Origin of the sequence: Aliiroseovarius sp. S1339, assembly GCF_023195695.1 — a bacterium.
GTDB lineage: Bacteria > Pseudomonadota > Alphaproteobacteria > Rhodobacterales > Rhodobacteraceae > Aliiroseovarius.
Genome location: NZ_JALPQG010000013.1, coordinates 1 through 23,226, shown reverse-complemented (window position 1 = coordinate 23,226; position 23,226 = coordinate 1). Strand labels below are relative to the sequence as shown.

At 58.6% G+C, this 23,226-nt stretch carries 21 protein-coding genes and 2 pseudogenes; 20 read left to right on the top strand and 3 right to left on the bottom strand.

Features of this window, described 5'->3' with window-relative positions:
• Positions 1-2: 2 nt before the first annotated feature.
• From MUY35_RS16520 to MUY35_RS16425, 20 genes and pseudogenes are all read left to right on the top strand, one after another.
• On the top strand, positions 3-614 hold the full coding sequence (locus tag MUY35_RS16520; protein ID WP_248370286.1) for an NADH-quinone oxidoreductase subunit C: 612 nt from the start codon (positions 3-5) through the stop codon (positions 612-614).
• Positions 615-619: 5 nt separating this feature from the next.
• A complete protein-coding gene (locus tag MUY35_RS16515) occupies positions 620-1,462 on the top strand; it encodes a sulfotransferase (RefSeq protein ID WP_248370285.1) in 843 nt (280 codons plus the stop codon).
• Positions 1,462-2,682, top strand: a complete 1,221-nt coding sequence (locus MUY35_RS16510) for an NADH-quinone oxidoreductase subunit D (RefSeq protein ID WP_248370334.1) — start codon at positions 1,462-1,464, stop codon at positions 2,680-2,682. Before MUY35_RS16515 ends, MUY35_RS16510 begins: the two co-directional genes overlap by 1 nt.
• On the top strand, positions 2,682-3,827 hold the full coding sequence (locus tag MUY35_RS16505) for an NADH-quinone oxidoreductase subunit E (protein WP_248370284.1): 1,146 nt from the start codon (positions 2,682-2,684) through the stop codon (positions 3,825-3,827). Before MUY35_RS16510 ends, MUY35_RS16505 begins: the two co-directional genes overlap by 1 nt.
• Before the next feature lie 489 nt (positions 3,828-4,316).
• Positions 4,317-4,739, top strand: a pseudogene (locus tag MUY35_RS16500) (fused NADH-quinone oxidoreductase subunit E/endonuclease); the annotation flags it as partial.
• Between the two features lie 15 nt (positions 4,740-4,754).
• A complete protein-coding gene (locus tag MUY35_RS16495; protein WP_248370283.1) occupies positions 4,755-4,979 on the top strand; it encodes a DUF5337 domain-containing protein in 225 nt (74 codons plus the stop codon).
• A gap of 6 nt (positions 4,980-4,985) precedes the next feature.
• A complete protein-coding gene (gene nuoF / locus MUY35_RS16490; protein ID WP_248370282.1) occupies positions 4,986-6,281 on the top strand; it encodes an NADH-quinone oxidoreductase subunit NuoF in 1,296 nt (431 codons plus the stop codon).
• A gap of 147 nt (positions 6,282-6,428) precedes the next feature.
• Positions 6,429-6,848: a DUF5333 domain-containing protein gene (locus MUY35_RS16485; protein WP_248370281.1), complete on the top strand. Its 420-nt coding sequence runs from the start codon at positions 6,429-6,431 to the stop codon at positions 6,846-6,848.
• Positions 6,849-6,907: 59 nt separating this feature from the next.
• Positions 6,908-8,929: an NADH-quinone oxidoreductase subunit NuoG gene (nuoG, locus tag MUY35_RS16480; RefSeq protein ID WP_248370280.1), complete on the top strand. Its 2,022-nt coding sequence runs from the start codon at positions 6,908-6,910 to the stop codon at positions 8,927-8,929.
• A gap of 149 nt (positions 8,930-9,078) precedes the next feature.
• Positions 9,079-10,116, top strand: coding sequence for an NADH-quinone oxidoreductase subunit NuoH (gene nuoH / locus MUY35_RS16475; protein ID WP_248370279.1), 1,038 nt, complete (start codon positions 9,079-9,081; stop codon positions 10,114-10,116).
• 4 nt (positions 10,117-10,120) lie between these two features.
• A complete protein-coding gene (gene nuoI / locus MUY35_RS16470; protein ID WP_248370278.1) occupies positions 10,121-10,612 on the top strand; it encodes an NADH-quinone oxidoreductase subunit NuoI in 492 nt (163 codons plus the stop codon).
• Positions 10,613-10,642: 30 nt separating this feature from the next.
• A complete protein-coding gene (locus tag MUY35_RS16465; RefSeq protein WP_248370277.1) occupies positions 10,643-11,050 on the top strand; it encodes a carboxymuconolactone decarboxylase family protein in 408 nt (135 codons plus the stop codon).
• Positions 11,047-11,661 (top strand): NADH-quinone oxidoreductase subunit J, encoded by a 615-nt coding sequence (locus tag MUY35_RS16460; RefSeq protein WP_248370276.1) that lies wholly within the window; start codon positions 11,047-11,049, stop codon positions 11,659-11,661. The genes MUY35_RS16465 and MUY35_RS16460 overlap by 4 nt, the downstream gene beginning before the upstream one ends.
• A 69-nt stretch (positions 11,662-11,730) precedes the next feature.
• Positions 11,731-12,036 (top strand): NADH-quinone oxidoreductase subunit NuoK, encoded by a 306-nt coding sequence (nuoK, locus tag MUY35_RS16455; protein ID WP_248370275.1) that lies wholly within the window; start codon positions 11,731-11,733, stop codon positions 12,034-12,036.
• Between the two features lie 6 nt (positions 12,037-12,042).
• On the top strand, positions 12,043-14,220 hold the full coding sequence (gene nuoL, locus MUY35_RS16450) for an NADH-quinone oxidoreductase subunit L (protein ID WP_248370274.1): 2,178 nt from the start codon (positions 12,043-12,045) through the stop codon (positions 14,218-14,220).
• Positions 14,220-15,764 carry an NADH-quinone oxidoreductase subunit M gene (locus MUY35_RS16445; RefSeq protein ID WP_248370273.1) on the top strand — a complete coding sequence of 515 codons (1,545 nt, stop codon included), beginning with the start codon at positions 14,220-14,222 and terminating at the stop codon, positions 15,762-15,764. Before nuoL ends, MUY35_RS16445 begins: the two co-directional genes overlap by 1 nt.
• 11 nt (positions 15,765-15,775) lie before the next feature.
• Positions 15,776-17,212, top strand: coding sequence for an NADH-quinone oxidoreductase subunit NuoN (gene nuoN / locus MUY35_RS16440; protein WP_248370272.1), 1,437 nt, complete (start codon positions 15,776-15,778; stop codon positions 17,210-17,212).
• On the top strand, positions 17,202-17,966 hold the full coding sequence (locus tag MUY35_RS16435; RefSeq protein ID WP_248370271.1) for a biotin--[acetyl-CoA-carboxylase] ligase: 765 nt from the start codon (positions 17,202-17,204) through the stop codon (positions 17,964-17,966). The genes nuoN and MUY35_RS16435 overlap by 11 nt, the downstream gene beginning before the upstream one ends.
• 10 nt (positions 17,967-17,976) lie before the next feature.
• Positions 17,977-18,756 carry a type III pantothenate kinase gene (locus MUY35_RS16430; protein WP_248370270.1) on the top strand — a complete coding sequence of 260 codons (780 nt, stop codon included), beginning with the start codon at positions 17,977-17,979 and terminating at the stop codon, positions 18,754-18,756.
• The gene (locus MUY35_RS16425; protein WP_248370269.1) at positions 18,753-20,426 is read left to right on the top strand and encodes a ribonuclease J; all 1,674 of its coding nucleotides are present in this window, start codon (positions 18,753-18,755) and stop codon (positions 20,424-20,426) included. The genes MUY35_RS16430 and MUY35_RS16425 overlap by 4 nt, the downstream gene beginning before the upstream one ends.
• Positions 20,427-20,560: 134 nt before the next feature.
• On the opposite strand, the gene MUY35_RS16420 is transcribed toward MUY35_RS16425, so the two are convergent.
• The 3 genes and pseudogenes from MUY35_RS16420 to prfC all read right to left on the bottom strand — a co-directional run.
• Positions 20,561-22,018, bottom strand: a complete 1,458-nt coding sequence (locus MUY35_RS16420; protein WP_248370268.1) for a DEAD/DEAH box helicase — start codon at positions 22,016-22,018, stop codon at positions 20,561-20,563.
• A 180-nt stretch (positions 22,019-22,198) separates the two neighbouring features.
• Positions 22,199-22,825: a hypothetical protein gene (locus MUY35_RS16415; protein ID WP_248370267.1), complete on the bottom strand. Its 627-nt coding sequence runs from the start codon at positions 22,823-22,825 to the stop codon at positions 22,199-22,201.
• Between the two features lie 4 nt (positions 22,826-22,829).
• Positions 22,830-23,226, bottom strand: a pseudogene (gene prfC, locus MUY35_RS16410) (peptide chain release factor 3); the annotation flags it as partial.

Below are 23,226 nucleotides of genomic sequence, written 5' to 3'. Positions count from 1 at the left end.
CGATGAGTGACGCCCTGAAAGAACTTGGCGGTCTGCTGGAAGCAAAACGCCCCGATTGCGTGCTGAACTGGGACATCGCCTTTGGCGAGCTGACCGTTAATGTGCCGCTGTCGGCCATTCCGTCTTTCATCGAGTTTCTGAAGGCCGATAAGGCCTGCAAATTCTCGACGTTGGTGGACATTACGGCGGTTGATTACCCGTCGCGCGAAGAACGCTTCGATTTGGTTTACCACTTCCTGTCGATGTACACGAACCAGCGCATCCGCGTTAAGGTTGCGGTGCGCGAAGCGGACATGGTGCCGTCGATCACTGACGTTCACCCGTCGGCCGGTTGGTTCGAACGAGAAGTGTTCGACATGTTTGGCATCCTGTTCTCGGGCCACCCAGACCTGCGCCGCATCCTGACCGACTATGGGTTTAAAGGTCACCCGCTGCGCAAGGATTTCCCGACCACAGGCTATACCGAAGTGCGGTATGACGAAGTTGAGAAACGCGTGGTTTATGAACCCGTGTCGCTGACGCAAGAATACCGCCAGTTCGATTTCATGTCGCCATGGGAAGGGGCCAACTACATCCTGCCCGGAGACGAAAAATCTGACGAGGCCAAGGGCTGAACCAGATGAGCGGGCAAACCTTCATATTCTGCCTTGGGGCAACGAAAGCTGGCACAAGCTGGCTGTTCGACTACCTGTATGGGCACCGGGACTGTCATTTCCCGGCGGTGAAGGAATTGCATTACTTCGACGCGTTGGAGCATGGCACCGGCGATTTTTACCGCAAGCAGGCGCAGGCCCGCCTTGAACGCGCCCGCAGTGATCGTCCGACACGGTGGCAAAAACAGCTGGTGGCCGATCTGGAACGCTGGCTGGCAACTTTTGACGGCAAGACCCGCGACGATGCCGCCTATCTGAGATATGTGCGAGAGGGCGGTGAAAACGCCCGTCTGATCGGTGATTTTACGCCGGCCTACGGGCTGCTGCGCGAAGCGTCATTGAAAGCCATGGCAGCGCTGACAGACAAGGTTCGCTTCGTTTACCTGATGCGCGATCCGGTCGACCGGATCTGGTCAAACATCCGCATGGTCGCGGGGGCTGGTGGCCAGACGGCGTTGGACGCCAAGGTTGACGGCGTGCTGAACGGCACGGCGGACAATATCCTCGACCGTTCGAACTATCGTCGCACGCTAAACCGGCTGACCCGTGCGATCCCGCGCGACGCCCTGCATATCGAATTTTATGAACGGCTTTTCACTCCCGCCGCAATCGAACGTCTGTGTGCGTTTCTGGGGATCGCTCCCCAGCCCGCATCGTTTGATCGTGTGGTGCATCAAAGTGCGAAAGCCGCGCTGCCCATGGGTCAACGCGCCCAATTGCAGGCAGCACTGAAACCGCAATACAATTTTGTCGAGAAGTTCATGGGTGAGCTTCCGACGGAATGGACCCAGAAGATGGTGAGCGCATGATGGACGGATCCAAGGACTTCAACGACACCCAGACCGGTGAACAGAAGATCCGCAATTTCAACATCAACTTCGGCCCGCAACACCCGGCCGCCCACGGCGTGCTTCGCATGGTGTTGGAGCTGGACGGCGAAATCGTCGAACGCGCTGACCCGCATATCGGCCTGTTGCACCGGGGCACCGAAAAGTTGATGGAAAGCCGCACGTATCTGCAAAACTTGCCCTATTTCGACCGGCTGGATTACGTGGCGCCGATGAACCAGGAACATGCTTGGTGTCTGGCGATTGAAAAACTGTGCGGGGTCGAGGTTCCGCGCCGTGGCTCTCTGATCCGGGTTCTGTTTTCGGAAATCGGCCGCATCATGAACCACGTGTTCAACGTGACCACGCAGGCCATGGATGTGGGCGCGCTGACGCCGCCTCTTTGGGGGCTGGAAGCGCGCGAAAACCTGATGGTCTTTTATGAACGGGCCTGTGGCGCGCGGATGCACGCCGCCTATTTCCGCCCCGGTGGAGTGCATCAGGATCTTCCGCCCGAGTTGATTGACGACATTGAAACATGGGCCAACGGCTTCCCGCAAGTTCTGGACGACATTAGCGGTCTACTGACTGAAAACCGCATCTTTAAACAGCGTAACGTCGATATTGGCGTTGTGACCGAAGAGGACATCCAGAACTACGGATATTCCGGAATTATGGCGCGTGGATCGGGTCTGGCGTGGGATTTGCGTCGCGCGCAACCTTACGAATGTTACGACGAATTTGAATTCCAGGTTCCCGTCGGCACCAACGGCGATTGCTATGACCGTTATCTGGTCCGCTTGGAAGAAATGCGTCAGTCTCTGTCGATCATTCACCAAGCCATCGCCAAGCTGCGTGCCCCTGAAGGGCAGGGCGACGTTATGGCGCGCGGTAAGCTTTCGCCGCCGTCACGTGGCGACATGAAGCGCTCAATGGAAAGCCTGATTCACCACTTCAAACTCTACACCGAAGGCTTCAAGGTCCCAGCAGGCGAGGTCTATGCCGCAGTTGAGGCACCCAAGGGCGAGTTTGGCGTCTATCTTGTGTCGGACGGGTCGAACAAACCCTACCGCGCCAAGATCCGCGCGCCCGGATATCTGCATCTTCAATCTATGGACCACGTGGCCGTTGGCCACCAACTGGCCGACGTCGCCGCCATTATCGGCACCATGGACATCGTGTTTGGGGAGATCGACCGCTAATGCTCCGCCGTTTGTATCATGAACAGCCCGAAAGCTTCGCTTTCACGCCCGCCAACCTTGCGTGGGCCGAAGGGCAGATTAGTAAGTATCCTGAAGGCCGTCAGGCCTCGGCTGTGATCCCGCTTTTGTGGCGCGCGCAGGAACAGGAAGGCTGGCTGACCAAGCCGGCGATTGAACATATCGCTGACATGCTGGATATGGCCTATATCCGCGTGCTGGAAGTGGCCTCGTTCTACTTCATGTTTCAGCTGCAACCGGTTGGATCGGTGGCAAATATCCAGATTTGCGGCACCACGTCCTGCATGATCTGTGGCGCGGAAGACCTGATTGCCGTGTGCCGTGAAAAGATCGCCGACAAACCGCATGTTGTTTCCGCTGATGGCAGATTCAGTTGGGAAGAGGTCGAATGCCTTGGTGCGTGCACCAACGCGCCGATGGCGCAGATCGGCAAAGATTATTACGAAGATCTGACCGCCGAAAACTTCGCCAAGTTGCTGGATGATCTGGCCGCTGGCAATGTGCCCGTGCCGGGCCCGCAGAACGGGCGTTATGCGTCTGAACCTCTGTCGGGTCTGACCAGCCTGAAAGAATATGACAGCGGCAAGACGCAGTATAACGCAAGCGCGCAACTGGCCACTGACCTTGGCGACACGTTGAAGCGGATCGACGGCAGCGAAGGTCCGCTTTTGACGCCGTGGCTGGGCAAGAATGCGACCAGCGGTAAGGCACAACCACCGAAACCGGCGGCAAGTGCTAAGCCTGCGAACAAGCAAAAGCCAGTGCGCAAAGTGCCCGCAGACGACAGCAAGAAAATTGCCAAACCTCCGGTAAAACCTGCCGTCGCGCCGGTTGCGGGCAAAGAAACTAAGAAACCGCGCATCATGAAGGCCCCCCGCAAGTCGGGTGCGGATGACCTGAAACTGCTGAAGGGCGTTGGCCCCAAGCTGGAAGGTGTCCTGAATGGCCTTGGCTTCTGGCATTTCGACCAGATTGCCAAATGGGGTGCGGAAGAAATTGCCTGGGTTGACGATCAACTGTCCTTTAAGGGCCGGATTGAGCGTGACGGATGGGTAGAGCAAGCCAAAATTCTTGCCGAGGGCGGTGAAACCGCATTCTCGCGCAAGGGTAAAAAGGGCGAGGTCTGATAGGAACAGGTATGATGGCGGGGCGTTTGGAGCATAAGTGTATGAAAAGGCAAGAAAATGCCAACGCATCTGTGCGCCCGCTTGGTGTGTCCACAATCAACAACAGGGATAGGGACAATGAGTAACAATACCGGATTTTTCACTTGCAAGAATGTGTGCTGGATCATCGGCGCGCTGCTGGGTTTCGCAGTTTTCCTGATGATTTCTGGCTTCATCGGCCTGATCGTTGGCATCATCGTGGCCGTCGCCGCGGCGATACTTCTGCAGAAATTCCTTTGTGGCGAAGTGGTCGATACCCGTCCCGCCAAGGGCGAGATGACGGCCGCAAGTCTGAGTGGCAACGCAACCGCCAGCACCCGTGCAGCGGATGCCTCGGCATCTGATGACGTGGCTGCATCTGCGGCCAGCATTCCGGCGGCCGCGATGGACGGCGCACCTGTGCCCGCAGAGGCTGCAACGCCCCCTGCAAAAAAGAAACCTGCGGACAAGAAACCTGCTGCGAAGAAAACAGCAGCAAAGGCATCGACCGCAAAGAAACCGGCTGCGAAGGCGGCCAAGAAGCCCGCGGCGAAAGCCGCCAAGCCCGCCAGCAAGCCCGCAGCGAAAGCACCCGCGCAGACTGGCCAGCCGAAAAAGCCACGCACCCTGAAAGCGCCACGTAAATCTGGCGCCGACGATCTGAAACAACTGAAGGGCGTGGGTCCGAAGTTGGAACAGACGCTGAATGGTCTGGGGTTTTGGCATTTCGACCAGGTCGCTAAATGGACCGCGGACGAGATTTCGTGGGTTGATGACAACCTAAGCTTCAAAGGCCGGATCGAACGTGACGGCTGGGTGGAACAAGCCAAGACCTTGGCCGAGGGCGGGGAAACCGCGTTCTCGAAAAAGGTCAAAAAGGGCGATGTTTATTAAAGGATGACACAGATCATGCACACCGATCCAAAAAACAGCATACAGCGGGAAGGGCGCCTGGCAGGTCTTGTCATCGCCTTCACCGGTGCGCTGTGGGTCGGTGGCACATGGGTTGGGAAAAGCCTCGACTGGTCCAACAGGACCATGGCGTTGGTGGATCTTCTGGCCCTTGCCGGGTTCTTGTTTGGCCTGGTGGTAACGTATCGGATCTGGCGCAAGCGCCGGGCGGATGAAGGATAAGAACGAATGCTGCAGGATAAAGACCGGATCTTTACCAACCTCTACGGCATGCACGAACGCACTCTTGCGGGCGCAAAGCAACGCGGCCACTGGGACGGCACCGCCGGGATCATCAAGAAGGGCCGGGACTGGATCATCGAGCAGATGAAAGCCTCGGGCCTGCGCGGTCGTGGTGGGGCAGGGTTTCCGACCGGTCTGAAATGGTCCTTCATGCCGAAGGAAAGCGACGGTCGTCCGGCCTATCTGGTGATTAACGCCGACGAATCCGAGCCGGGCACCTGTAAAGACCGCGAGATTATGCGCCACGATCCGCACACGCTGATCGAAGGCGCGCTGATCGCGTCTTTCGCGATGAACGCCAATACGTCTTACATCTATATTCGCGGCGAATACATCCGCGAGCGCGAAGCCCTGCAGGCTGCGATCGACGAATGTTATGACGCCGGTCTTCTGGGCAAGAACGCGGCAAATTCCGGCTGGGATTTCGACCTGTTCCTGCACCACGGTGCAGGCGCCTATATCTGTGGTGAAGAAACCGCTCTGCTGGAAAGCCTGGAGGGCAAGAAGGGCATGCCACGCATGAAGCCGCCCTTCCCGGCGGGCGCGGGTCTTTATGGTTGCCCGACAACCGTGAACAACGTGGAGAGTATTGCCGTTGTACCGACCATCCTGCGGCGTGGCCCGGAATGGTTCGCGGGCTTTGGACGTCCGAACAATTCCGGCACCAAACTGTTTGGCATCTCGGGTCACGTGAACAACCCCTGCGTCGTCGAAGAGGCGATGTCGATCTCGTTCGAAGAACTGATCGACAAGCATTGCGGCGGCATTCGCGGTGGTTGGGACAATTTGAAAGCCGTGATCCCCGGTGGCTCGTCCGTGCCATGCGTGCGCGGTGAAAACATGCGCGATGCGATCATGGATTTCGACTACCTGCGCGGAGAGCTCGGCTCGGGCCTTGGCACCGCGGCGGTGATCGTAATGGATAAGCAGACCGACATTATCAAAGCGATCTGGCGTCTGGCGAAGTTCTACAAACACGAAAGCTGCGGCCAGTGCACGCCTTGTCGCGAAGGCACCGGCTGGATGATGCGCGTGATGGAACGTCTGATGCGCGGTGAGGCTGAGGTCGAGGAAATCGACATGCTCTGGGACGTGACCAAGCAGGTGGAAGGTCACACGATCTGCGCCTTGGGTGACGCGGCCGCATGGCCCATTCAGGGCCTGATCCGCAACTTCCGCGACGAAATCGAAGACCGCATTCAAGTGAACAAACAAGGCAAGGCCAGCATCGCGGCGGAGTGATCCGTCGGCTTGGGCAAGGGAAGACATGAAAATGGTAATGCAACACAACATATTGAAAACAGGTGCGAAAGCGCCCGTTTCGGTGCGTTGTTATTGCATGTCAGCCCCCTGCGTCCCCACGTGCTTCATGACAAAAGGAGAACTGTCATGAAGAAATTACGTATTTTCGCCCTTGCGTCGGTTATGGCCGCCACCGCCACGACGAGCATGGCCTCGGCCCAGGACTATGCACCGCTGCGTGACGACGACCGCATGCACAGCGAATTGCTGGGCGCGTCGATTGCCTATCTGGTTGACGAAAACTGCTCGTCCTTGCACCTGCGCAAGCTGCGCCTTTTGAACAAGGCGTTTTCACTGCGCAAACATGCGATGGCACTGGGTTTCACGTCGAAAGAGGTGATGGCCTATGTCGACAGCAAATCCGAGCAGGACCGGTTCCGCGCGATTGCCGAGCCGATCTTGGCCAAGCGTGGTGTGAATGCGGGCGACGAGGAAAGCTATTGCGCGGTTGGCCGCGCCGAGATTGAAAAGGGCTCCTTCGCTGGTTCGTTGCTTTACGAACGCTAGGGGCAGACACGTGCGGGCACGGGGAACACCCCGGCTTGCGAATTGAAAAAGGGACCGTGATGAGCGACTTGAAAAAGATCGTCATTGACGACATGGAAGTTGAAGTTGATGGCGCGATGACGCTGATCCAGGCCTGCGAAGTGGCCGGGATCGAAGTGCCGCGTTTCTGCTATCACGAACGCCTGTCGATTGCTGGCAACTGCCGCATGTGTTTGGTCGAAGTCGTGGGCGGTCCGCCCAAGCCCGCGGCCTCCTGCGCCATGCAGGTGCGCGATTTGCGCCCCGGTCCCGAAGGACAGCCGCCTGTGGTTAAAACCAACTCGCCCATGGTCAAGAAGGCCCGTGAAGGCGTGATGGAGTTCATGCTGATCAACCACCCGCTGGATTGCCCGATATGCGATCAGGGCGGCGAGTGTGATTTGCAGGATCAGGCAATGGCTTATGGTCTGTCCGGCTCGCGGTTCAAGGAACAGAAACGTGCCGTGGACGATATTGATTTGGGTCCGCTGATCGGCACCGCGATGACGCGCTGCATCAGCTGCACCCGCTGCGTGCGCTTCACCACGGAAGTCGCCGGTATCGCCCAGATGGGCCAGACCGGTCGCGGCGAAGATGCCGAGATTGTCAGCTATCTGAACCAAACGCTGGACAGCAACCTTCAGGGCAACATCATTGACCTGTGTCCGGTTGGCGCGCTGACCTCGAAACCCTACGCGTTCACCGCCCGTCCTTGGGAACTGACCAAGACCGAAACCATCGACGTGATGGACGCGCTTGGATCAAACATCCGGGTCGACACTAAGGGCCGCGAAGTCATGCGCGTTCTGCCGCGCAACCATGATGGCGTGAACGAGGAGTGGATTTCCGACAAGACCCGCTTCATCTGGGACGGTTTGCGCCGCCAGCGTCTGGACGTGCCCTACATTCGCGAAGACGGCAAACTGCGCAAAGCCACCTGGGCCGAGGCGCTGACCAAGGCCGCTGACGCCATGAAGGGCGCCAAGAAGGTTGCGGGTCTGGTCGGTGATCTGGCCTCGACCGAAACCGCGTTCAGCCTGAAAACCCTGATCGAAGGGCTGGGCGGCAATGTCGAGTGCCGCACCGACAACGCGCGTTTGCCCATCGGCAATCGTTCGGGCTATGTCGGCACGGCGTCGATTGAAGATATCGACAACGCGAAATTCATCCAGTTGATCGGCACCAACCCGCGCGTTGAATCGCCGGTTCTGAATGCGCGCATTCGCAAGGCGTGGCTCAAGGGCGCTCAAGTCGGTCTGGTCGGCGAAGCCGTTGATCTGACTTATGATTATGCGCATGTCGGCAATGACCGCGCTGCGCTGGAAAGCATCGTGGGCAAAGACTACGGCGCGGTGAAAGACGCACCGTCAGTGGTGATCGTGGGCATGGGTGCTGTGCGCGAAGCCGATGGTCTGGCGGTTCTGTCCAACGCGATGAAGCTGGCCGAGGACACCGGATCGAAGCTGATGATCCTGCACACCGCCGCGGGCCGTGTTGGCGCGATGGATGTTGGCGCCGTCACCAAAGGTGGCATAGACGCCGCCACGATGGGCGCGGACGTGATTTACAACATGGGTGCCGATGAGATTGACATCGATGCTGGCCCCTTCGTGATCTATCAGGGCAGCCACGGCGACCGTGGTGCGATGCGTGCCGACGTGATCTTGCCGGGTGCGGCCTATACCGAAGAAGGCGGGCTGTTTGTGAACACCGAAGGGCGTCCTCAATTGGCGCTGCGGGCGAATTTCGCACCGGGCGAGGCCAAGGAAAACTGGGCCATCCTGCGCGCTCTGTCTGCTGAACTGGACGCGACCTTGCCGTGGGACAGCCTGGCGGGCCTGCGCCGGGCGATGGTTGAGGCCGCACCGGTTCTGGGTGGCGTCGATCAGGTGGCTGCGAATGAATGGCAACCGCTGCCGGTCGACAAGATGGGGGCTGCCAGCTTCCGTTACGCGATCGGTGATTTTTATATGACCAACCCGATAGCACGGGCGTCAGAGGTGATGGCAGAGCTTTCGTCACAGGCACGCGCGCGTGCTTCGTCGAAACTGGCTGCAGAGTAAGACAGAGAGCGGAACAGGGATGTATTTAAACGAACATAAGACGCAAACGCGCGGACGGGCCTGCATACAGGCGCAACCGGTGTGCCTGTCTATCCTAATGTTTCTGCAAGCGAAAACGGAATACCGACGGTCTGAGGGCATGAAGAGAAATGATTGAATTCTTCACGACAACAAATCTGGGCATCGCCCTTTTGATCCTTGGTCAGTGTCTGCTGATCGTGGTCCCGCTTCTGGTCGCGCTGGCCTTCCTGCTGTATTTCGACCGCAAGGTCTGGGCAGCGGTGCAGATGCGCAAAGGGCCCAACGTGGTCGGCGCGTTCGGCGTTTTGCAGTCCTTTGCGGACTTCATCAAATACGTGCTGAAGGAAATCGTGGTGCCGTCCGGGGCGGATCGCTTTGTCTTCTTCCTGGCCCCGATGACAAGCTTCGTTCTGGCGATGTTGGCCTGGGCGGTGATCCCGTTCAATGATGGCTGGGTTTTGGCCGATATTAACGTGGCGATCCTGTTCGTCTTCGCGATCTCGTCGCTTGAGGTCTATGGCGTGATCATGGGCGGCTGGGCGTCGAACTCGAAATACCCGTTCCTTGGGTCGCTTCGGTCGGCCGCGCAGATGATTTCTTACGAGGTGTCGCTTGGCCTGATCATCATCGGTGTGATCATCACCACAGGCTCGATGAACTTCGGTGATATCGTGATGGCGCAAGACGGCAAGGGGCTCTTGAGCTGGTATTGGCTGCCGCACTTCCCGATGGTCTTCCTGTTCCTGATTTCTGCACTTGCGGAAACAAACCGCCCACCGTTCGACTTGCCGGAAGCTGAAAGCGAACTGGTGGCGGGCTATCAGGTCGAATATTCCTCGACCCCGTTCCTTCTGTTCATGATCGGAGAATATGTGGCCATCGTGCTGATGTGCACGCTGATCTCGATCTTGTTCTTCGGCGGCTGGCTGTCGCCGGTCGAGGCATTGCCGGACGGCATCCTGTGGCTGTTTGCAAAGATTTTCTTCTTCTTCTTCGTGTTCTCGATGGTGAAAGCCATCACGCCGCGCTACCGCTATGACCAACTCATGCGCATCGGTTGGAAAGTCTTCCTGCCTTTGTCGCTTGGCTGGGTTGTTCTGGTCGCATTCTTCGCCCAATACGGGGCATTCTGGGGCACTTACGCCCGCTGGACTGTAGGGGGCTGATCGGATGGCATTCGACTACGTACGCGCAACGAAATACTTCCTGCTAGCGGACTTCGTGAAGGGGTTCGGACTGGGGTTGAAATATTTCTTCTCGCCCAAGGCGACGCTGAACTATCCGCATGAAAAAGGCCTGCTGAGCCCGCGCTTCCGCGGTGAACACGCGCTGCGCCGCTATCCCAACGGGGAAGAGCGTTGCATCGCCTGTAAACTGTGCGAAGCGATCTGCCCGGCGCAGGCGATCACCATTGATGCGGAACCCCGCGATGACGGGTCGCGCCGCACCACGCGTTATGACATCGACATGACCAAGTGCATCTATTGCGGCTTCTGTCAGGAAGCCTGCCCGGTGGACGCGATTGTCGAAGGTCCGAATTTCGAGTTTGCGACCGAAACGCGCGAGGAACTGTTTTACGACAAGGCGAAACTGCTTGAGAACGGCGAACGCTGGGAAGCCGAGATTGCCCGCAATATCGAACTTGATGCGCCGTATCGCTAAGCATTGCAAAGTATCGCGAAGGAAAAAGCCATGGACGATTTCTCCAAACTATATGCGCAGATGATGGAGCAGGGGCAGGAAATGCTCCGCAATTTCAACCCCGCCTTGGAGACGTTCAAGCCGCAGGGCTTTGACAAGATGATGCCGACCATGCCGAAAGACATGATGGACATGATGTTTGGCAACGCCTTCAACAAGGACGGGCTGGACGCGAAAACGCGGATGCTGATCACGCTGGCGGGTCTGACCGTTCTTGGCGCGCAAGCGGACGCGCAGATCAAGATGACCGTGCGCCACGCTTTGGAAGCGGGCGCGACCGAGAAAGAGATCGCCGAGGTGATCTATCAAATGTCGATGCTGGGCGGCCTTCCTGCCATGACCCGCGCATTGGAACTGGCGCAAGCCGTGTTTGCCGACAACGAGGAGGGGGACGCATGAGCGTTGCCGATTACGCATTTTACCTCTTTGCCATGACGACGGTCGTGGGTGGGTTTTTCACCGTGATGGCACGCAACCCCGTGCATTCGGTCCTGTGGCTGATCACCGCCTTCGTTGGCGCAACCGGGCTGTTCGTTCTACTGGGCGCCGAGTTCGTGGCGATGCTTCTGATGATCGTCTATGTGGGCGCGGTTGCGGTTCTGTTCCTGTTCGTCGTGATGATGCTGGATGTGGATTTCGCGGCACTGAAGGCTGAAATGGCCAAGTCGCTGCCGCTGGCGCTGCTGATTGGTGTGATCTTGTTGATGGAACTGGGCACGATTTTCGGCGTCTGGCAGTTTTCGGATGGTGCCGAGGCGGCGCGCGGCGCTGTGACGCCGGCGCTTGATGTCGCGCATAACACGCAGGCGCTGGGGATGATCCTTTACACCGACTACATCCTGCTGTTTCAGCTGGCCGGTTTGATCCTGTTGGTCGCCATGATCGGCGCAATCGTCCTGACGCTGCGCCACCGCACCAATATCAAACGCCAGAACGTGATTGCCCAGATGCACCGCGACCCGGCCGAGGCGATGAAGATCATCGACGTGAAACCGGGGCAGGGGCTTTGATGAATACGAATAACAAGACTTGGGCAGGCTGCACCGGCAGCCAAGCCCGGAACGAAGGGACGCAAGCACATGGTTGGACTTGAACATTATCTCGCGGTGGCGGCGGCTTTGTTCGTCATCGGCATTTTCGGGCTGTTCCTGAACCGCAAGAACGTCATCATTTTGTTGATGTCGATCGAATTGATGCTGCTGGCGGTGAATATCAACCTCGTTGCCTTCTCAAGCTTTCTTGGCGATCTGGTCGGGCAGGTTTTCACCCTGTTCGTGCTAACCGTTGCGGCCGCCGAGGCGTCCATCGGTCTGGCGATCCTTGTCAGCTTCTTCCGAAACCGCGGCACCATCGCGGTTGAAGATGTCAACGTGATGAAAGGCTAACGGCAAATGGTACAAATCATCCTCTTTGCCCCCCTGATCGCAGCGCTGATCGCGGGCTTTGGCCATCGGGTCATTGGCGACAAGGGCGCGCAGGTTTTGACCACCGCGCTTTTGTTCCTGTCCGCGCTTCTGTCTTGGGCAACGTTCTTGAGCCTTGGGTCGGAAACCCAACACATCCACATTATGGATTGGGTGCAGTCTGGCACGCTGTCTGTTGACTGGTCGATCCGACTGGACCGCCTGACCGCGATCATGCTGATCGTTGTGACCACGGTGTCGTCGCTGGTTCACCTGTATTCGATGGGCTACATGGCTGACGATCCACAGTTTAAGGGCGAAAGCTATCGCCCTCGTTTCTTCGCCTATCTCAGCTTTTTCACCTTCGCGATGTTGATGCTGGTCACAGCCGACAACCTGTTGCAGATGTTCTTCGGCTGGGAAGGCGTGGGTGTCGCGTCGTATCTGCTGATCGGTTTTTACTACAAGAAACCGTCGGCGAACGCGGCCGCGATCAAGGCCTTCGTGGTCAACCGTGTCGGTGATTTCGGCTTCTTGTTGGGGCTCTTTGGTCTGTATTATCTGACCGACTCCTTGATGCTGGACGACATCTTTGCCGCAGCTCCCGCGCTGGCCGAGACCGAGCTTCACTTCCTCTGGCGCGACTGGAACGCGGCCAACCTTCTGGCGTTCCTGCTGTTCGTTGGCGCGATGGGTAAATCAGCGCAGCTGTTCCTGCACACTTGGTTGCCCGACGCGATGGAAGGCCCGACCCCTGTGTCGGCGCTGATCCACGCTGCGACCATGGTGACGGCGGGTGTGTTCCTTGTCTGCCGCATGTCTCCCTTGATGGAATACGCGCCCGAGGCGACGGGCTTTGTCGTCTTCATCGGGGCCACGACTGCATTCTTCGCGGCCACCGTGGGACTGGTGCAAAACGACATCAAACGGGTGATCGCTTATTCGACCTGTTCGCAACTGGGTTATATGTTTGTGGCCGCGGGCGTCGGTGTTTATTCGGTCGCCATGTTCCACCTGTTCACCCACGCCTTCTTCAAGGCCATGTTGTTCCTTGGGGCCGGTTCGGTCATCCACGGCATGCACCATGAACAAGACATGCGGAACTATGGCGACTTGCGTAAAAAACTGCCGATGACCTTCTGGGCGATGATGATCGGTACGCTGGCCATCACCGGTGTCGGCATTCCGCTGACCACCATCGGTTTTGCGGGATTCCTGTCAAAAGACGCTGTGATCGAAAGCGCCTATGCGGGCACCCAAGGCGGTTATGCCTTCTGGATGCTGGTCATCGCAGCGCTGTTCACCAGCTTCTATAGCTGGCGTTTGATGTTCATGACCTTCTACGGCAAGGCGCGCGGCGACAAGCACACGCATGAGCACGCGCATGAAAGCCCGATGACCATGCTGGTGCCGCTGGGTGTGCTGGCGCTGGGGTCGGTCTTTGCTGGCATGATCTGGTATGGCTCGTTCTTTGGCGACCACGACAAGGTCAACAGTTTCTTCGGGATCGAAGCGCACGCTGAAATGGCGGCTGAAGGCGATCATGCCGAGGCTGGGGAAACCCACGAAGACGCCTCTGGTGATCAGGCCGCGGATGCAGCGACCGCAGACACAAATGCGGACGCAACCCATTCCGAGGGCGAGGACCACGCCGCCACGATGGCAGACCCGGCCCACGCCCCCGTGGCCGCCGTTCATCACGGCGAGGCACCCAAGGGCGCGATCTTTATGGGCCCCGATAACCACGTGATCGACGACGCACACCACGCGCCTGCATGGGTCAAGGTGTCACCGTTCATTGCGATGCTGATCGGGCTTGTGACGGCCTATTGGTTCTACATGGTGAACACCAGCCTGCCCAAAAAGCTGGCCGAGACGTTCCCGCATGTCTACCAGTTCCTGCTGAACAAATGGTACTTCGACGAGATCTACGAGGTTCTCTTCGTCAAGCCGATTTTCGCAATCGGACGGTTCTTGTGGAAACGTGGCGACGGCAATGTCATTGACGGGTTCCTGAACGGGACGGCGATGGGCGTCGTGCCCTGGTTTACCAAACAAGCGGGCCGGGCCCAAACCGGTTACCTCTTCACTTACGCCTTCTCGATGGTCCTTGGTATCGTCGCGCTGGTCACAATCATGATCCTCTTCAGCGGTGGAGCGCACTAATGAACAACCTGCTTTCCATCATCACCTTCCTGCCGCTGGTCGCGGCGGTGATCCTTGCGCTGTTCTTGCGCGGGGATGACGAAGCGGCCACCCGCAACGCCAAGTGGCTTGCGCTTGCGGCAACTGTGGCGACCTTCCTGTTCTCGCTTCTTCTTTTGACAGGGTTTGACTCTGCCGACACGGGCTTCCAGTTCGTGGAAGAGGGCAGCTGGATCATGGGCCTGAAATACAAGATGGGCGTCGACGGGATTTCGGTCCTGTTCGTGATGCTCACCACCTTCATGATGCCTTTGACCATCTGGGCGAGCTGGGGCGTGAAATCCCGCGTGAAGGAATACATGATCGCCTTCCTGCTGCTTGAAACCCTTATGCTTGGCGTGTTCATGGCGCTGGATCTGGTGTTGTTCTACCTGTTCTTTGAAGCAGGCCTGATCCCCATGTTCCTGATCATCGGGATTTGGGGCGGGAAAGAGCGTATTTATGCCGCCTTCAAATTCTTCCTGTATACCTTCCTGGGCTCGGTCCTGATGCTGGTCGCGATGGTCTATATGTATGTAGACGCAGGCACGACGGATATTCCGACGCTGATGGCCCATAAGTTTGGGTCTGACACGTTCAGCTTGCTGGGTATTCAGGTCGTGGGCGGGGTGCAGACACTGATGTTCCTGGCCTTCTTCGCCAGTTTCGCGGTGAAAATGCCAATGTGGCCGGTGCACACCTGGTTGCCGGATGCGCACGTTCAGGCGCCCACCGCCGGTTCGGTCGTTCTGGCGGCAATCCTTTTGAAGATGGGCGGCTATGGCTTCCTGCGCTTCAGCCTGCCGATGTTCCCGGTTGGGTCGGATGTGATGGCGAGTTTCGTGCTGTGGCTGTCAGCCATCGCCATCGTCTACACGTCGCTGGTGGCGCTGGTACAAGAGGACATGAAAAAGCTGATCGCGTATTCATCGGTTGCCCATATGGGGTTTGTGACGGCTGGTATCTTCTCGCTCAACCAACAAGGTTTGGATGGGGCGATCTTCCAGATGCTCAGCCACGGCTTTATCTCGGGCGCGCTGTTCTTGTGTGTAGGCGTCATCTATGACCGCATGCACACCCGCGATATCGACGCTTATGGTGGCCTTGTGAACCGGATGCCAGCCTATGCGCTGATCTTCATGTTCTTCACCATGGCCAATGTCGGCCTTCCGGGCACATCGGGTTTCGTCGGGGAATTCCTGACGCTGGTCGGTATGTTCCAAGCCAACACATGGGTCGCCTTGGTTGCCGCATCTGGCGTCATCTTCTCGGCCGCTTACGCGCTTTACCTGTATCGCCGCGTCGTCTTTGGTGATCTGATCAAGGAAAGCCTGAAGTCGATCACCGATATGGACGCACGCGAGAAGATGATCTTCGCACCGCTGGTGTTCATGACCCTGCTTTTGGGCGTCTATCCCAGCCTTGTGACCGATATGATCGGTCCTTCGGTTGAGGCCCTTCTGACCAACTTCCACGCCGCCATTCCTGCTGACGTCGCAGAGATGGCCCAGACCGCATCGCATTAAGGAGAGCACAGATGAGCTCTGTTGATATTCAAACGGTCCTGCCTGAGCTGGCGCTGGCCATCTATGCGATGGTGGCGCTGCTGGCTGCGGTCTATACTGGCAAGGATGCGCTGGCGAAACCGATCACCTGGATCACCGGTGCAGTGATGGTTGCCATCGCGTTGATGGTGGCGGGTGGCGACGGCAATACGGCGTCCTTTAACGGCATGTTCCTTGACGACGCTTACGCGCGCTTTGCCAAGGTTGCGATCCTTCTGTCCGCTGCCACCGTTCTGGTGATGGGCGAGGCAACAATGTCGCGCCGTGGGCTTCTGCGGTTCGAATACCCGATACTTGTGGCGCTTGGCACCGTTGGCATGATGATGATGGTGTCCGCAGGCGATCTGATGGCGCTTTACATGGGGTTGGAGCTTCAGTCGCTCTCGCTTTACGTCGTCGCTTCGCTGAACCGTGACAGCGTGAAATCGACCGAAGCTGGTCTGAAATACTTCGTGCTGGGTGCGCTCAGCTCGGGTCTGCTGCTTTACGGAGCCTCGCTGACCTATGGCTATGCAGGCACGACGCTGTTCTCGGGCATTATCGAAGCCGCAAATGACGGCCATGTCGGACTTGGTCTATTGGTTGGTCTGGTCTTCGTGACTGCCGGTTTGGCGTTCAAGGTCTCGGCCGTGCCGTTCCACATGTGGACGCCGGACGTTTACGAAGGTGCGCCGACCCCGGTCACGGCGTTTTTCGCCACCGCGCCAAAGCTGGCCGCCATGGCCTTGTTTGGCCGCGTTATGTTTGATGCGTTCGGTGGAGCCATCGGCGATTGGCAGCAGATCATCGCCCTTCTTGCGGTTCTGTCGATGTTCCTTGGCGCGATTGCCGCCATCGGTCAGACCAACATCAAACGCCTGATGGCCTATTCGTCGATCGCCCATATGGGCTTTGCCCTGATGGGTCTGGCGGCTGGCACGGAATACGGTGTGCAGGCGATGCTGCTCTATATGGCGGTTTACCTGACGATGAACATCGGCACCTTTGCCTTCATTATGTCGATGGAACGTGACGGCCGCCCGGTCGCAGACATTGCAGCGCTGAACCAGTTCGCGGTGAACGACAAGCTTAGAGGCTTGGCAATGCTGGTGCTGCTGTTCTCACTGGCCGGTGTGCCGCCGATGCTTGGCTTCTTCGCCAAATACGGTGTGCTGATTGCCGCCGTGCAATCGGGCCTGACATGGCTGGCCGTCGCTGGTGTGGTCGCGTCGGTGATCGGGGCCTTCTATTACCTGCGTATCGTGTATTTCATGTATTTCGGGGAAGAAGGCGAAGGTCTTGAACTGAACATGTCACCCGCGGCTTGGGTGGCGTTGGTCGGATCGGCGGCGATTGTCGTTCTGGGCGTCGTCAATTTCTTCGGCATCGAAACAGCCGCCGCTGCCGCGGCCGAAGCCCTTGTCAAATAAACCCGTCACGGCTTGGCCAGAGGGCGTTGGAAAACGCGTTCTGGATCAGGTCGACAGCACCAATGAAGAGGCCCGGCGCATCGCGCCGGGTCTTTTGGGTCCAACATGGATATTAGCCCACCGGCAAACCGCAGGCCGCGGTCGCCGGGGCCGCGCTTGGGCAGACCCCAAGGGACATTTCTCAGCCACGCTTGTGATGCGCCCGACCGAACCACCTGCACAGGTGGCGCTGCGAAGCTTCGTGGCCTCACTGGCGCTTTTTGATGCACTCGTCATGGCCACGGGTCGGCCGGAGGCGTTTTCGCTGAAATGGCCCAACGATGTGCTGCTGAACGGCGGCAAAGTGGCTGGCATATTGCTGGAAAGCGCCGGGTTGGGCGCGCAGGTTGGGCATTTTGCCATCGGCATCGGCGTGAACCTGATCGACGCCCCTGCGGGGGCTGCGATCGAAGGGCGCGCCGTTGCGCCTGTCAGTCTGGCCGGGGAAACCGGGGTCAGCCTGACGCCTGAAGGCTTTCTTGACCTGCTCGCCCCCGCCTATGCGCAACACGAGGCGAGCTTCACCACCTACGGTTTCGCGCCCATTCGCGAGGCGTGGCTGGCCCGCGCCGCCCGTCTGGGCGAGGTCATCACCGCGCGCACCACGCGCGCCGAATATACCGGACGGTTTGACACGGTGGACGCGGACGGCAACCTTGTTCTATCAACAGCCACATCCCGCGAGGTCATCCCCGCGGCCGAGATTTTTTTCTGAGGGGGAACCGATGCTTCTGGCAATCGACGCTGGCAACACAAACACCGCATTCTCGATCTGGGATGGCGAGAAATTCTTGTGCACGATGCGCACCTCGACCCACCATTCGCGCACGGCTGACGCGTATTTCACTTGGTTTTCAACCCTGATAAATCACTATGGGATCAAACCCGAGATTTCAGATGTGGTCGTCAGCTCGACCGTGCCCCGCGTGGTGTGGAACTTGCGCGTTTTCGCAGACCGGTTTTTTGATTGCCGTCCTTTGGTCGTCGGCAAACCGGATTGCCTTTTGCCCGTTGCGCCACGTGTTGACGTGGGCGCCGTGCCTGGCCCCGACCGTCTGGCAAACGCGGTTGCGGCCTTTGACCGCCACGGTGGCGACGCAATGGTTGTCGATTTCGGCACCGCCACAAATATCGACGTGGTGGCGCATGACGGGGCCTATATCGGGGGCGTGATCGCGCCGGGTGTGAACCTGTCGCTCGAGGCTCTGCACCAAGGCGCCGCAGCCCTGCCGCATGTGGACGTGACCCAGCCAGATAAGGTGATTGGCACCAATACGGTTGGCTGCATTCAGTCGGGCATCTTCTGGGGCTATGTCGGGCTTGTGCAAGGGCTTGTGCAACGGGTGAAAGACGAATACGGCCTGCCAATGAAAGTCATCGGAACCGGTGGCCTTGCCCCGCTGTTCGAGCAGGGCGACAATCTATATGACGTAATTGATCACGACCTGACCATGCACGGTCTGGTTCGGATCTACGATTACAACAAGGAACAGGGCAACTTATGAGTGCTGACCGTCTGATTTACCTCCCACTGGGGGGCGCCGGCGAGATCGGCATGAATGCCTATGTCTATGGCTATGGCAAACCCGGAAAAGAACGTCTGATCCTTGTCGATCTGGGCGTGACCTTCCCGGATATGGACACGACGCCGGGGGTGAACCTGATCATGCCCGACATCAGTTGGCTGGCGAAAAACGCTGACCGGCTAGAGGCGATCTTCATCACCCACGCGCACGAAGATCACGTGGGCGCGGTCGGGCGGCTGTATCCGCAACTGAAAACGCCGATCCACGCGCGACCGTTCACCCGCTATCACGCGCAGCGCAAGATGGAAGAAGCGGGCCAAGTGTCCGAGGTCGTCGTCGCGGCCGATGTCTATCCACAAGTGATCGAGGCGGGGCCGTTCAAAGTCAGCTATCTGCCGCTCAGCCACTCGATCCCCGAAAGCGCGGGGCTTGTGATCGACACGCCAGCGGGGCGCATCGTGCATACGGGCGACTTCAAACTGGACGAAACCCCGGTGCTGGGCGATGCGTTTGACGAAGCCCTGTGGCGCGAGATTGCGGCTCCCAAAAATGGCCAGCGTGTGAAGGCGCTGGTGTGCGATTCCACCAATGTGTTCTCCACCCATCCCGGTCGGTCAGAAGCTGAGGTTGGCCCCGAGCTGGTGACGCTGATCAAGGACGCGCCGCATATGGTGGTGGCGACCACGTTTGCGTCAAACGTGGCGCGTGTGAAACAGTTGGCCGAGGCTGGTAAAGCAGCAGGGCGGTCGGTCTGCCTTTTGGGTCGTGCCATGCGGCGGATGATTCAAGCGGGTGTCGAAACCGGCGTGTTGGGCGACTTTCCAACAACGGTGACGCCCGAAGATGCACGCGATATTCCGCGCGAGAGCCTGATGCTGATCGTGACCGGCAGTCAGGGCGAACGACGTGCGGCGTCGGCGCAGTTAAGCCGAGGTAAATATCTGGGCCTGACGATGGCGGAAGGGGATATGTTCCTGTTCTCGTCTAAAACCATTCCGGGCAATGAACGCGGCGTGATCCGCATCATGAACGCGTTTTCCGAAATGGGCGTGGATATTGTCGCCGAGAATGATCAATACCACGTGTCCGGCCACGCCAACCGGCCCGACCTTCAACGGGCGCATGATCTCATCAATCCTGAGATGGTTATTCCGATGCATGGTGAACACCGTCACCTGCGCGAACATGCCAAGATCGTGGAAGAGGGCGGGCGGAAGTCGCTGGTCGTCGTCAACGGCGCTGTTTGCGACCTGACCGGAGACACCCCGCGTGTGGTCGAACATGTCGAGGCCGATCGCATCTATCTGGATGGCGATATCCTGATCGGCGCGCTGGACGGGGTCGTGCGCGACCGCATCCGCTTGGCCCTGAACGGTCATGTCATTGTTAACGTGATCGTTGAGGGGGATGAGCCATTGGGCGACCCTTGGGTCGAACTGATGGGTCTGCCCGAGACGGGGCGTTCCAAAGCACCATTGGTTGACGTGCTGGAAGAAGATCTGGGTCAGTACTTGATGCGCGCAGGGCGCAAGAGCCTGCGCGATGACGACAAGCTTGGCGAAGAGCTGAAACGTATCGCCCGCAAGACCACCAACGATGAGACCGGGCACAAGCCGGAAGTCACTGTTGTGGTCAGCCGCCTGGAATAAGGCTGAGTATTGCTTCGCTAAGCTCGGCAGCCTCCGGCTGGGATATTTCTGGCCAGAAGAAACGCCCACTTACGAACCAAAAAAAGGCCCGCATTGTGATATGCGGGCCTTTTTATTCTGCTGTGATCTGTGCCTTAGCTGGTGCGGCGATCGTCAAAGCTTTTGGCAATGAAATCAGGCAAGTGATCGCCCATACCGACGGGCTTGTTGCCGCCGTCGCGCCGGTCTGACCCACCACGCCCACGACCACCGCGTTGCGGCTTGGCAGCTTGGCGTTGAGGTTTTTGCGGTTTCGTTTCGGTGTCTTGTGCCTGAGGCGCTTCTTGGACGGGCGCGTCCTTGGGCGCAGGCTTGGCTGTGTCATCCGACCGCCGGCCACGTGAGCGCTTTGGCTTTGCCTCGGCGTCGCTTTCGACCGGTTTTTCGGACGCTGGCTGATGGGTCTCAAGCGGGTTGTCGACGCGCGGAATTTTCGTTTCGATCAGGCGTTCCACCGCATCGAGGTTCTTTTCGTCGCGCGGCTCGCAAATCATGATGGCCTTGCCGTCACGCCCTGCGCGGCCCGTGCGGCCGATCCGGTGCACATAGTCTTCTGCGTGGCCGGGCACGTCGAAGTTGAACACGTGGCTGACATTGGGAATATCGAGCCCGCGCGCCGCAACGTCTGACGCGCATAAAAAGCGCAGCGTGCCTGCGCGGAACCCGTTCAGCACTTCGGTTCGCTTGGATTGTTCCAGATCACCGTGGATCGGGGCCGCGTCATAGCCGTATTTCTTCAGGCTTTTGGCGACGGTATCCACATCGGTTTTGCGATTGCAGAAGATGATTGCGTTGGTGCAGGCGTCACCTTCCCGGTCGATCAGGGCGCGCAGGATTTTGCGCTTTTCAGTCGCCGCGCGATCACGGCGCGACGCTTTGAACATGCAAAGTTCCTGCGTGATCGTCTCGGACGCGGTGGCCTGACGGGCGACCTCAATCCGGGCGGGGTTTGATAGGAACGTGTTGGTGATCCGCTCAATCTCGGGCGCCATCGTGGCCGAGAAGAAAAGCGTCTGGCGGGTGAACGGCGTCAGCGAGAAGATGCGTTCGATGTCCGGAATGAAGCCCATGTCGAGCATCCGGTCAGCCTCGTCCACCACCATGATTTGCACACCCGTCAGCAGCAATTTGCCACGTTCGAAATGGTCGAGCAGACGGCCGGGGGTCGCGATCAGCACGTCAACACCACGGTCGATCAGCTGATCTTGTTCCTTGAAGCTGACGCCGCCGATCAACAGTGCTTTGGTCAGTTTCACGTTTTTGGCATAGGTGTCGAAGTTTGCCGCAACCTGCGCGGCCAATTCGCGCGTTGGGCACAGAACCAGCGAACGCGGCATGCGCGCACGCGCGCGGCCACGGGCAAGGGCCGTGATCATTGGCAGTGTGAAGCTGGCGGTTTTGCCGGTTCCCGTTTGGGCGATACCCAAGACGTCACGCCCTTCAAGGGCGGGTGGAATGGCGCCTTCCTGGATCGGGGTGGGGCTGGTGTAGCCTGCTTCGTCGATGGCTTTCAGCACTTTAGGGCTGAGCTTTAGGTCGGAAAATTTAGTCATGTATGTCCTGTTTCACGGACAACACTGGCCCGTGCGGAAGAGAAGGGAAAGCCCGTATGGCCGATGCGCAAGAATACGCCCCTTCGATATGCCCTGTGGGTAAAGAAAAATGGCGCTATGGTCAATGACATGGGTCGGTTTGTGAACAATCCGGGCAAAGCGTTGCAATTGTTGATGGGATCAGGCGGTTTCATGCAGAATTGGTGCGAAGCCTGTGCGTAGCACCTTGATCAATGGCGCGGGGGTCAGAACGATGACGTCGCCCGATGGTCGGCGAATCTGCGCGCCATAGCCTGTTGATCGAAAGGGAAAAAGGTGATCGTCGCCTACCAGATGTGGCGTGTCATCATGTATGATAAAGCTGCCGTTTGGCAATGTGGGCAGGGCAGCCCGGTGTCGAATTTGTGTGCGCGTGCGAGTGACCCGGTCGCGATGCAGAACCTTATCAATCTTGTTGTGGTTCGCGGCGCAACCTGTTGCTGTTTCCCAAGCGGCTTTGAACGCGCGGTAGGCTTCTGGACGGCAATAGGCACAGGGGCGGTGGCCTGCAGCAAGCCCTACGGCCTCGTCCAGAAAGAACAACGGCGTCCAGCCGCGTGCAGGCATGGGGCCATGATAGCGCCCCTTGGGATGGGTCAGCGCGCAAATGATCCAGTGGTGGTGCTTCCAGCGTGACGTGCCAAGGCGGCCATGGGTGAAGGGCAGAATACCCCGGTTGCCGGTGAACATCCCGCGCGCGCGGTCCGCTACAATCTCACCCGTTGGTAACACGCGGTTTTGCAAGGGCGAGGGGCGATGCGTGGGCATGGAGTCAGACCATCATTTCCTTCGTCGCAGACAATTTCAGTGCCGGATAATCACGTTCAACACGGTCGATATCCCATTGAAGACGCGTCAGAAACACCGGATCGCCGTCGTTGTCATGGGCGATGTGCTGCTTGTTGGCTTCGACCAGTTTTTCAACCTCGTCCTTGTCGCCGATGATCCAGCGGGCCGAGGTGAACTGGGACGCCTCGAACCGCACCGGCAGGCCGTATTCCAGTTCGATCCGGCTGGCGAGCACTTCAAACTGAAGCGCGCCGACGACGCCGACGATGAAACCCGATCCGATATTGGGTTTGAACACCTTGGCCGCCCCTTCTTCGGCGAATTGCATCAGAGCCTTTTCAAGGTGCTTGGCCTTCATCGGATCGCCTGCGCGCACACCT

Coding starts and splice junctions, on each gene's coding strand:
- MUY35_RS16485 (WP_248370281.1), top strand. CDS start 6,429: ATGAAGAAATTACGTATTTTCGCCCTTGCGTCGGTTATGGCCGCCACC.
- nuoG (WP_248370280.1), top strand. CDS start 6,908: ATGAGCGACTTGAAAAAGATCGTCATTGACGACATGGAAGTTGAAGTT.
- MUY35_RS16495 (WP_248370283.1), top strand. CDS start 4,755: ATGCACACCGATCCAAAAAACAGCATACAGCGGGAAGGGCGCCTGGCA.
- MUY35_RS16510 (WP_248370334.1), top strand. CDS start 1,462: ATGGACGGATCCAAGGACTTCAACGACACCCAGACCGGTGAACAGAAG.
- MUY35_RS16460 (WP_248370276.1), top strand. CDS start 11,047: ATGAGCGTTGCCGATTACGCATTTTACCTCTTTGCCATGACGACGGTC.
- MUY35_RS16465 (WP_248370277.1), top strand. CDS start 10,643: ATGGACGATTTCTCCAAACTATATGCGCAGATGATGGAGCAGGGGCAG.
- MUY35_RS16415 (WP_248370267.1), bottom strand. CDS start 22,825: ATGCCCACGCATCGCCCCTCGCCCTTGCAAAACCGCGTGTTACCAACG.
- MUY35_RS16520 (WP_248370286.1), top strand. CDS start 3: ATGAGTGACGCCCTGAAAGAACTTGGCGGTCTGCTGGAAGCAAAACGC.
- MUY35_RS16420 (WP_248370268.1), bottom strand. CDS start 22,018: ATGACTAAATTTTCCGACCTAAAGCTCAGCCCTAAAGTGCTGAAAGCC.
- nuoN (WP_248370272.1), top strand. CDS start 15,776: ATGAGCTCTGTTGATATTCAAACGGTCCTGCCTGAGCTGGCGCTGGCC.
- MUY35_RS16430 (WP_248370270.1), top strand. CDS start 17,977: ATGCTTCTGGCAATCGACGCTGGCAACACAAACACCGCATTCTCGATC.
- MUY35_RS16425 (WP_248370269.1), top strand. CDS start 18,753: ATGAGTGCTGACCGTCTGATTTACCTCCCACTGGGGGGCGCCGGCGAG.
- nuoL (WP_248370274.1), top strand. CDS start 12,043: ATGGTACAAATCATCCTCTTTGCCCCCCTGATCGCAGCGCTGATCGCG.
- nuoF (WP_248370282.1), top strand. CDS start 4,986: ATGCTGCAGGATAAAGACCGGATCTTTACCAACCTCTACGGCATGCAC.
- MUY35_RS16445 (WP_248370273.1), top strand. CDS start 14,220: ATGAACAACCTGCTTTCCATCATCACCTTCCTGCCGCTGGTCGCGGCG.
- nuoK (WP_248370275.1), top strand. CDS start 11,731: ATGGTTGGACTTGAACATTATCTCGCGGTGGCGGCGGCTTTGTTCGTC.
- MUY35_RS16505 (WP_248370284.1), top strand. CDS start 2,682: ATGCTCCGCCGTTTGTATCATGAACAGCCCGAAAGCTTCGCTTTCACG.
- nuoH (WP_248370279.1), top strand. CDS start 9,079: ATGATTGAATTCTTCACGACAACAAATCTGGGCATCGCCCTTTTGATC.
- MUY35_RS16515 (WP_248370285.1), top strand. CDS start 620: ATGAGCGGGCAAACCTTCATATTCTGCCTTGGGGCAACGAAAGCTGGC.
- nuoI (WP_248370278.1), top strand. CDS start 10,121: ATGGCATTCGACTACGTACGCGCAACGAAATACTTCCTGCTAGCGGAC.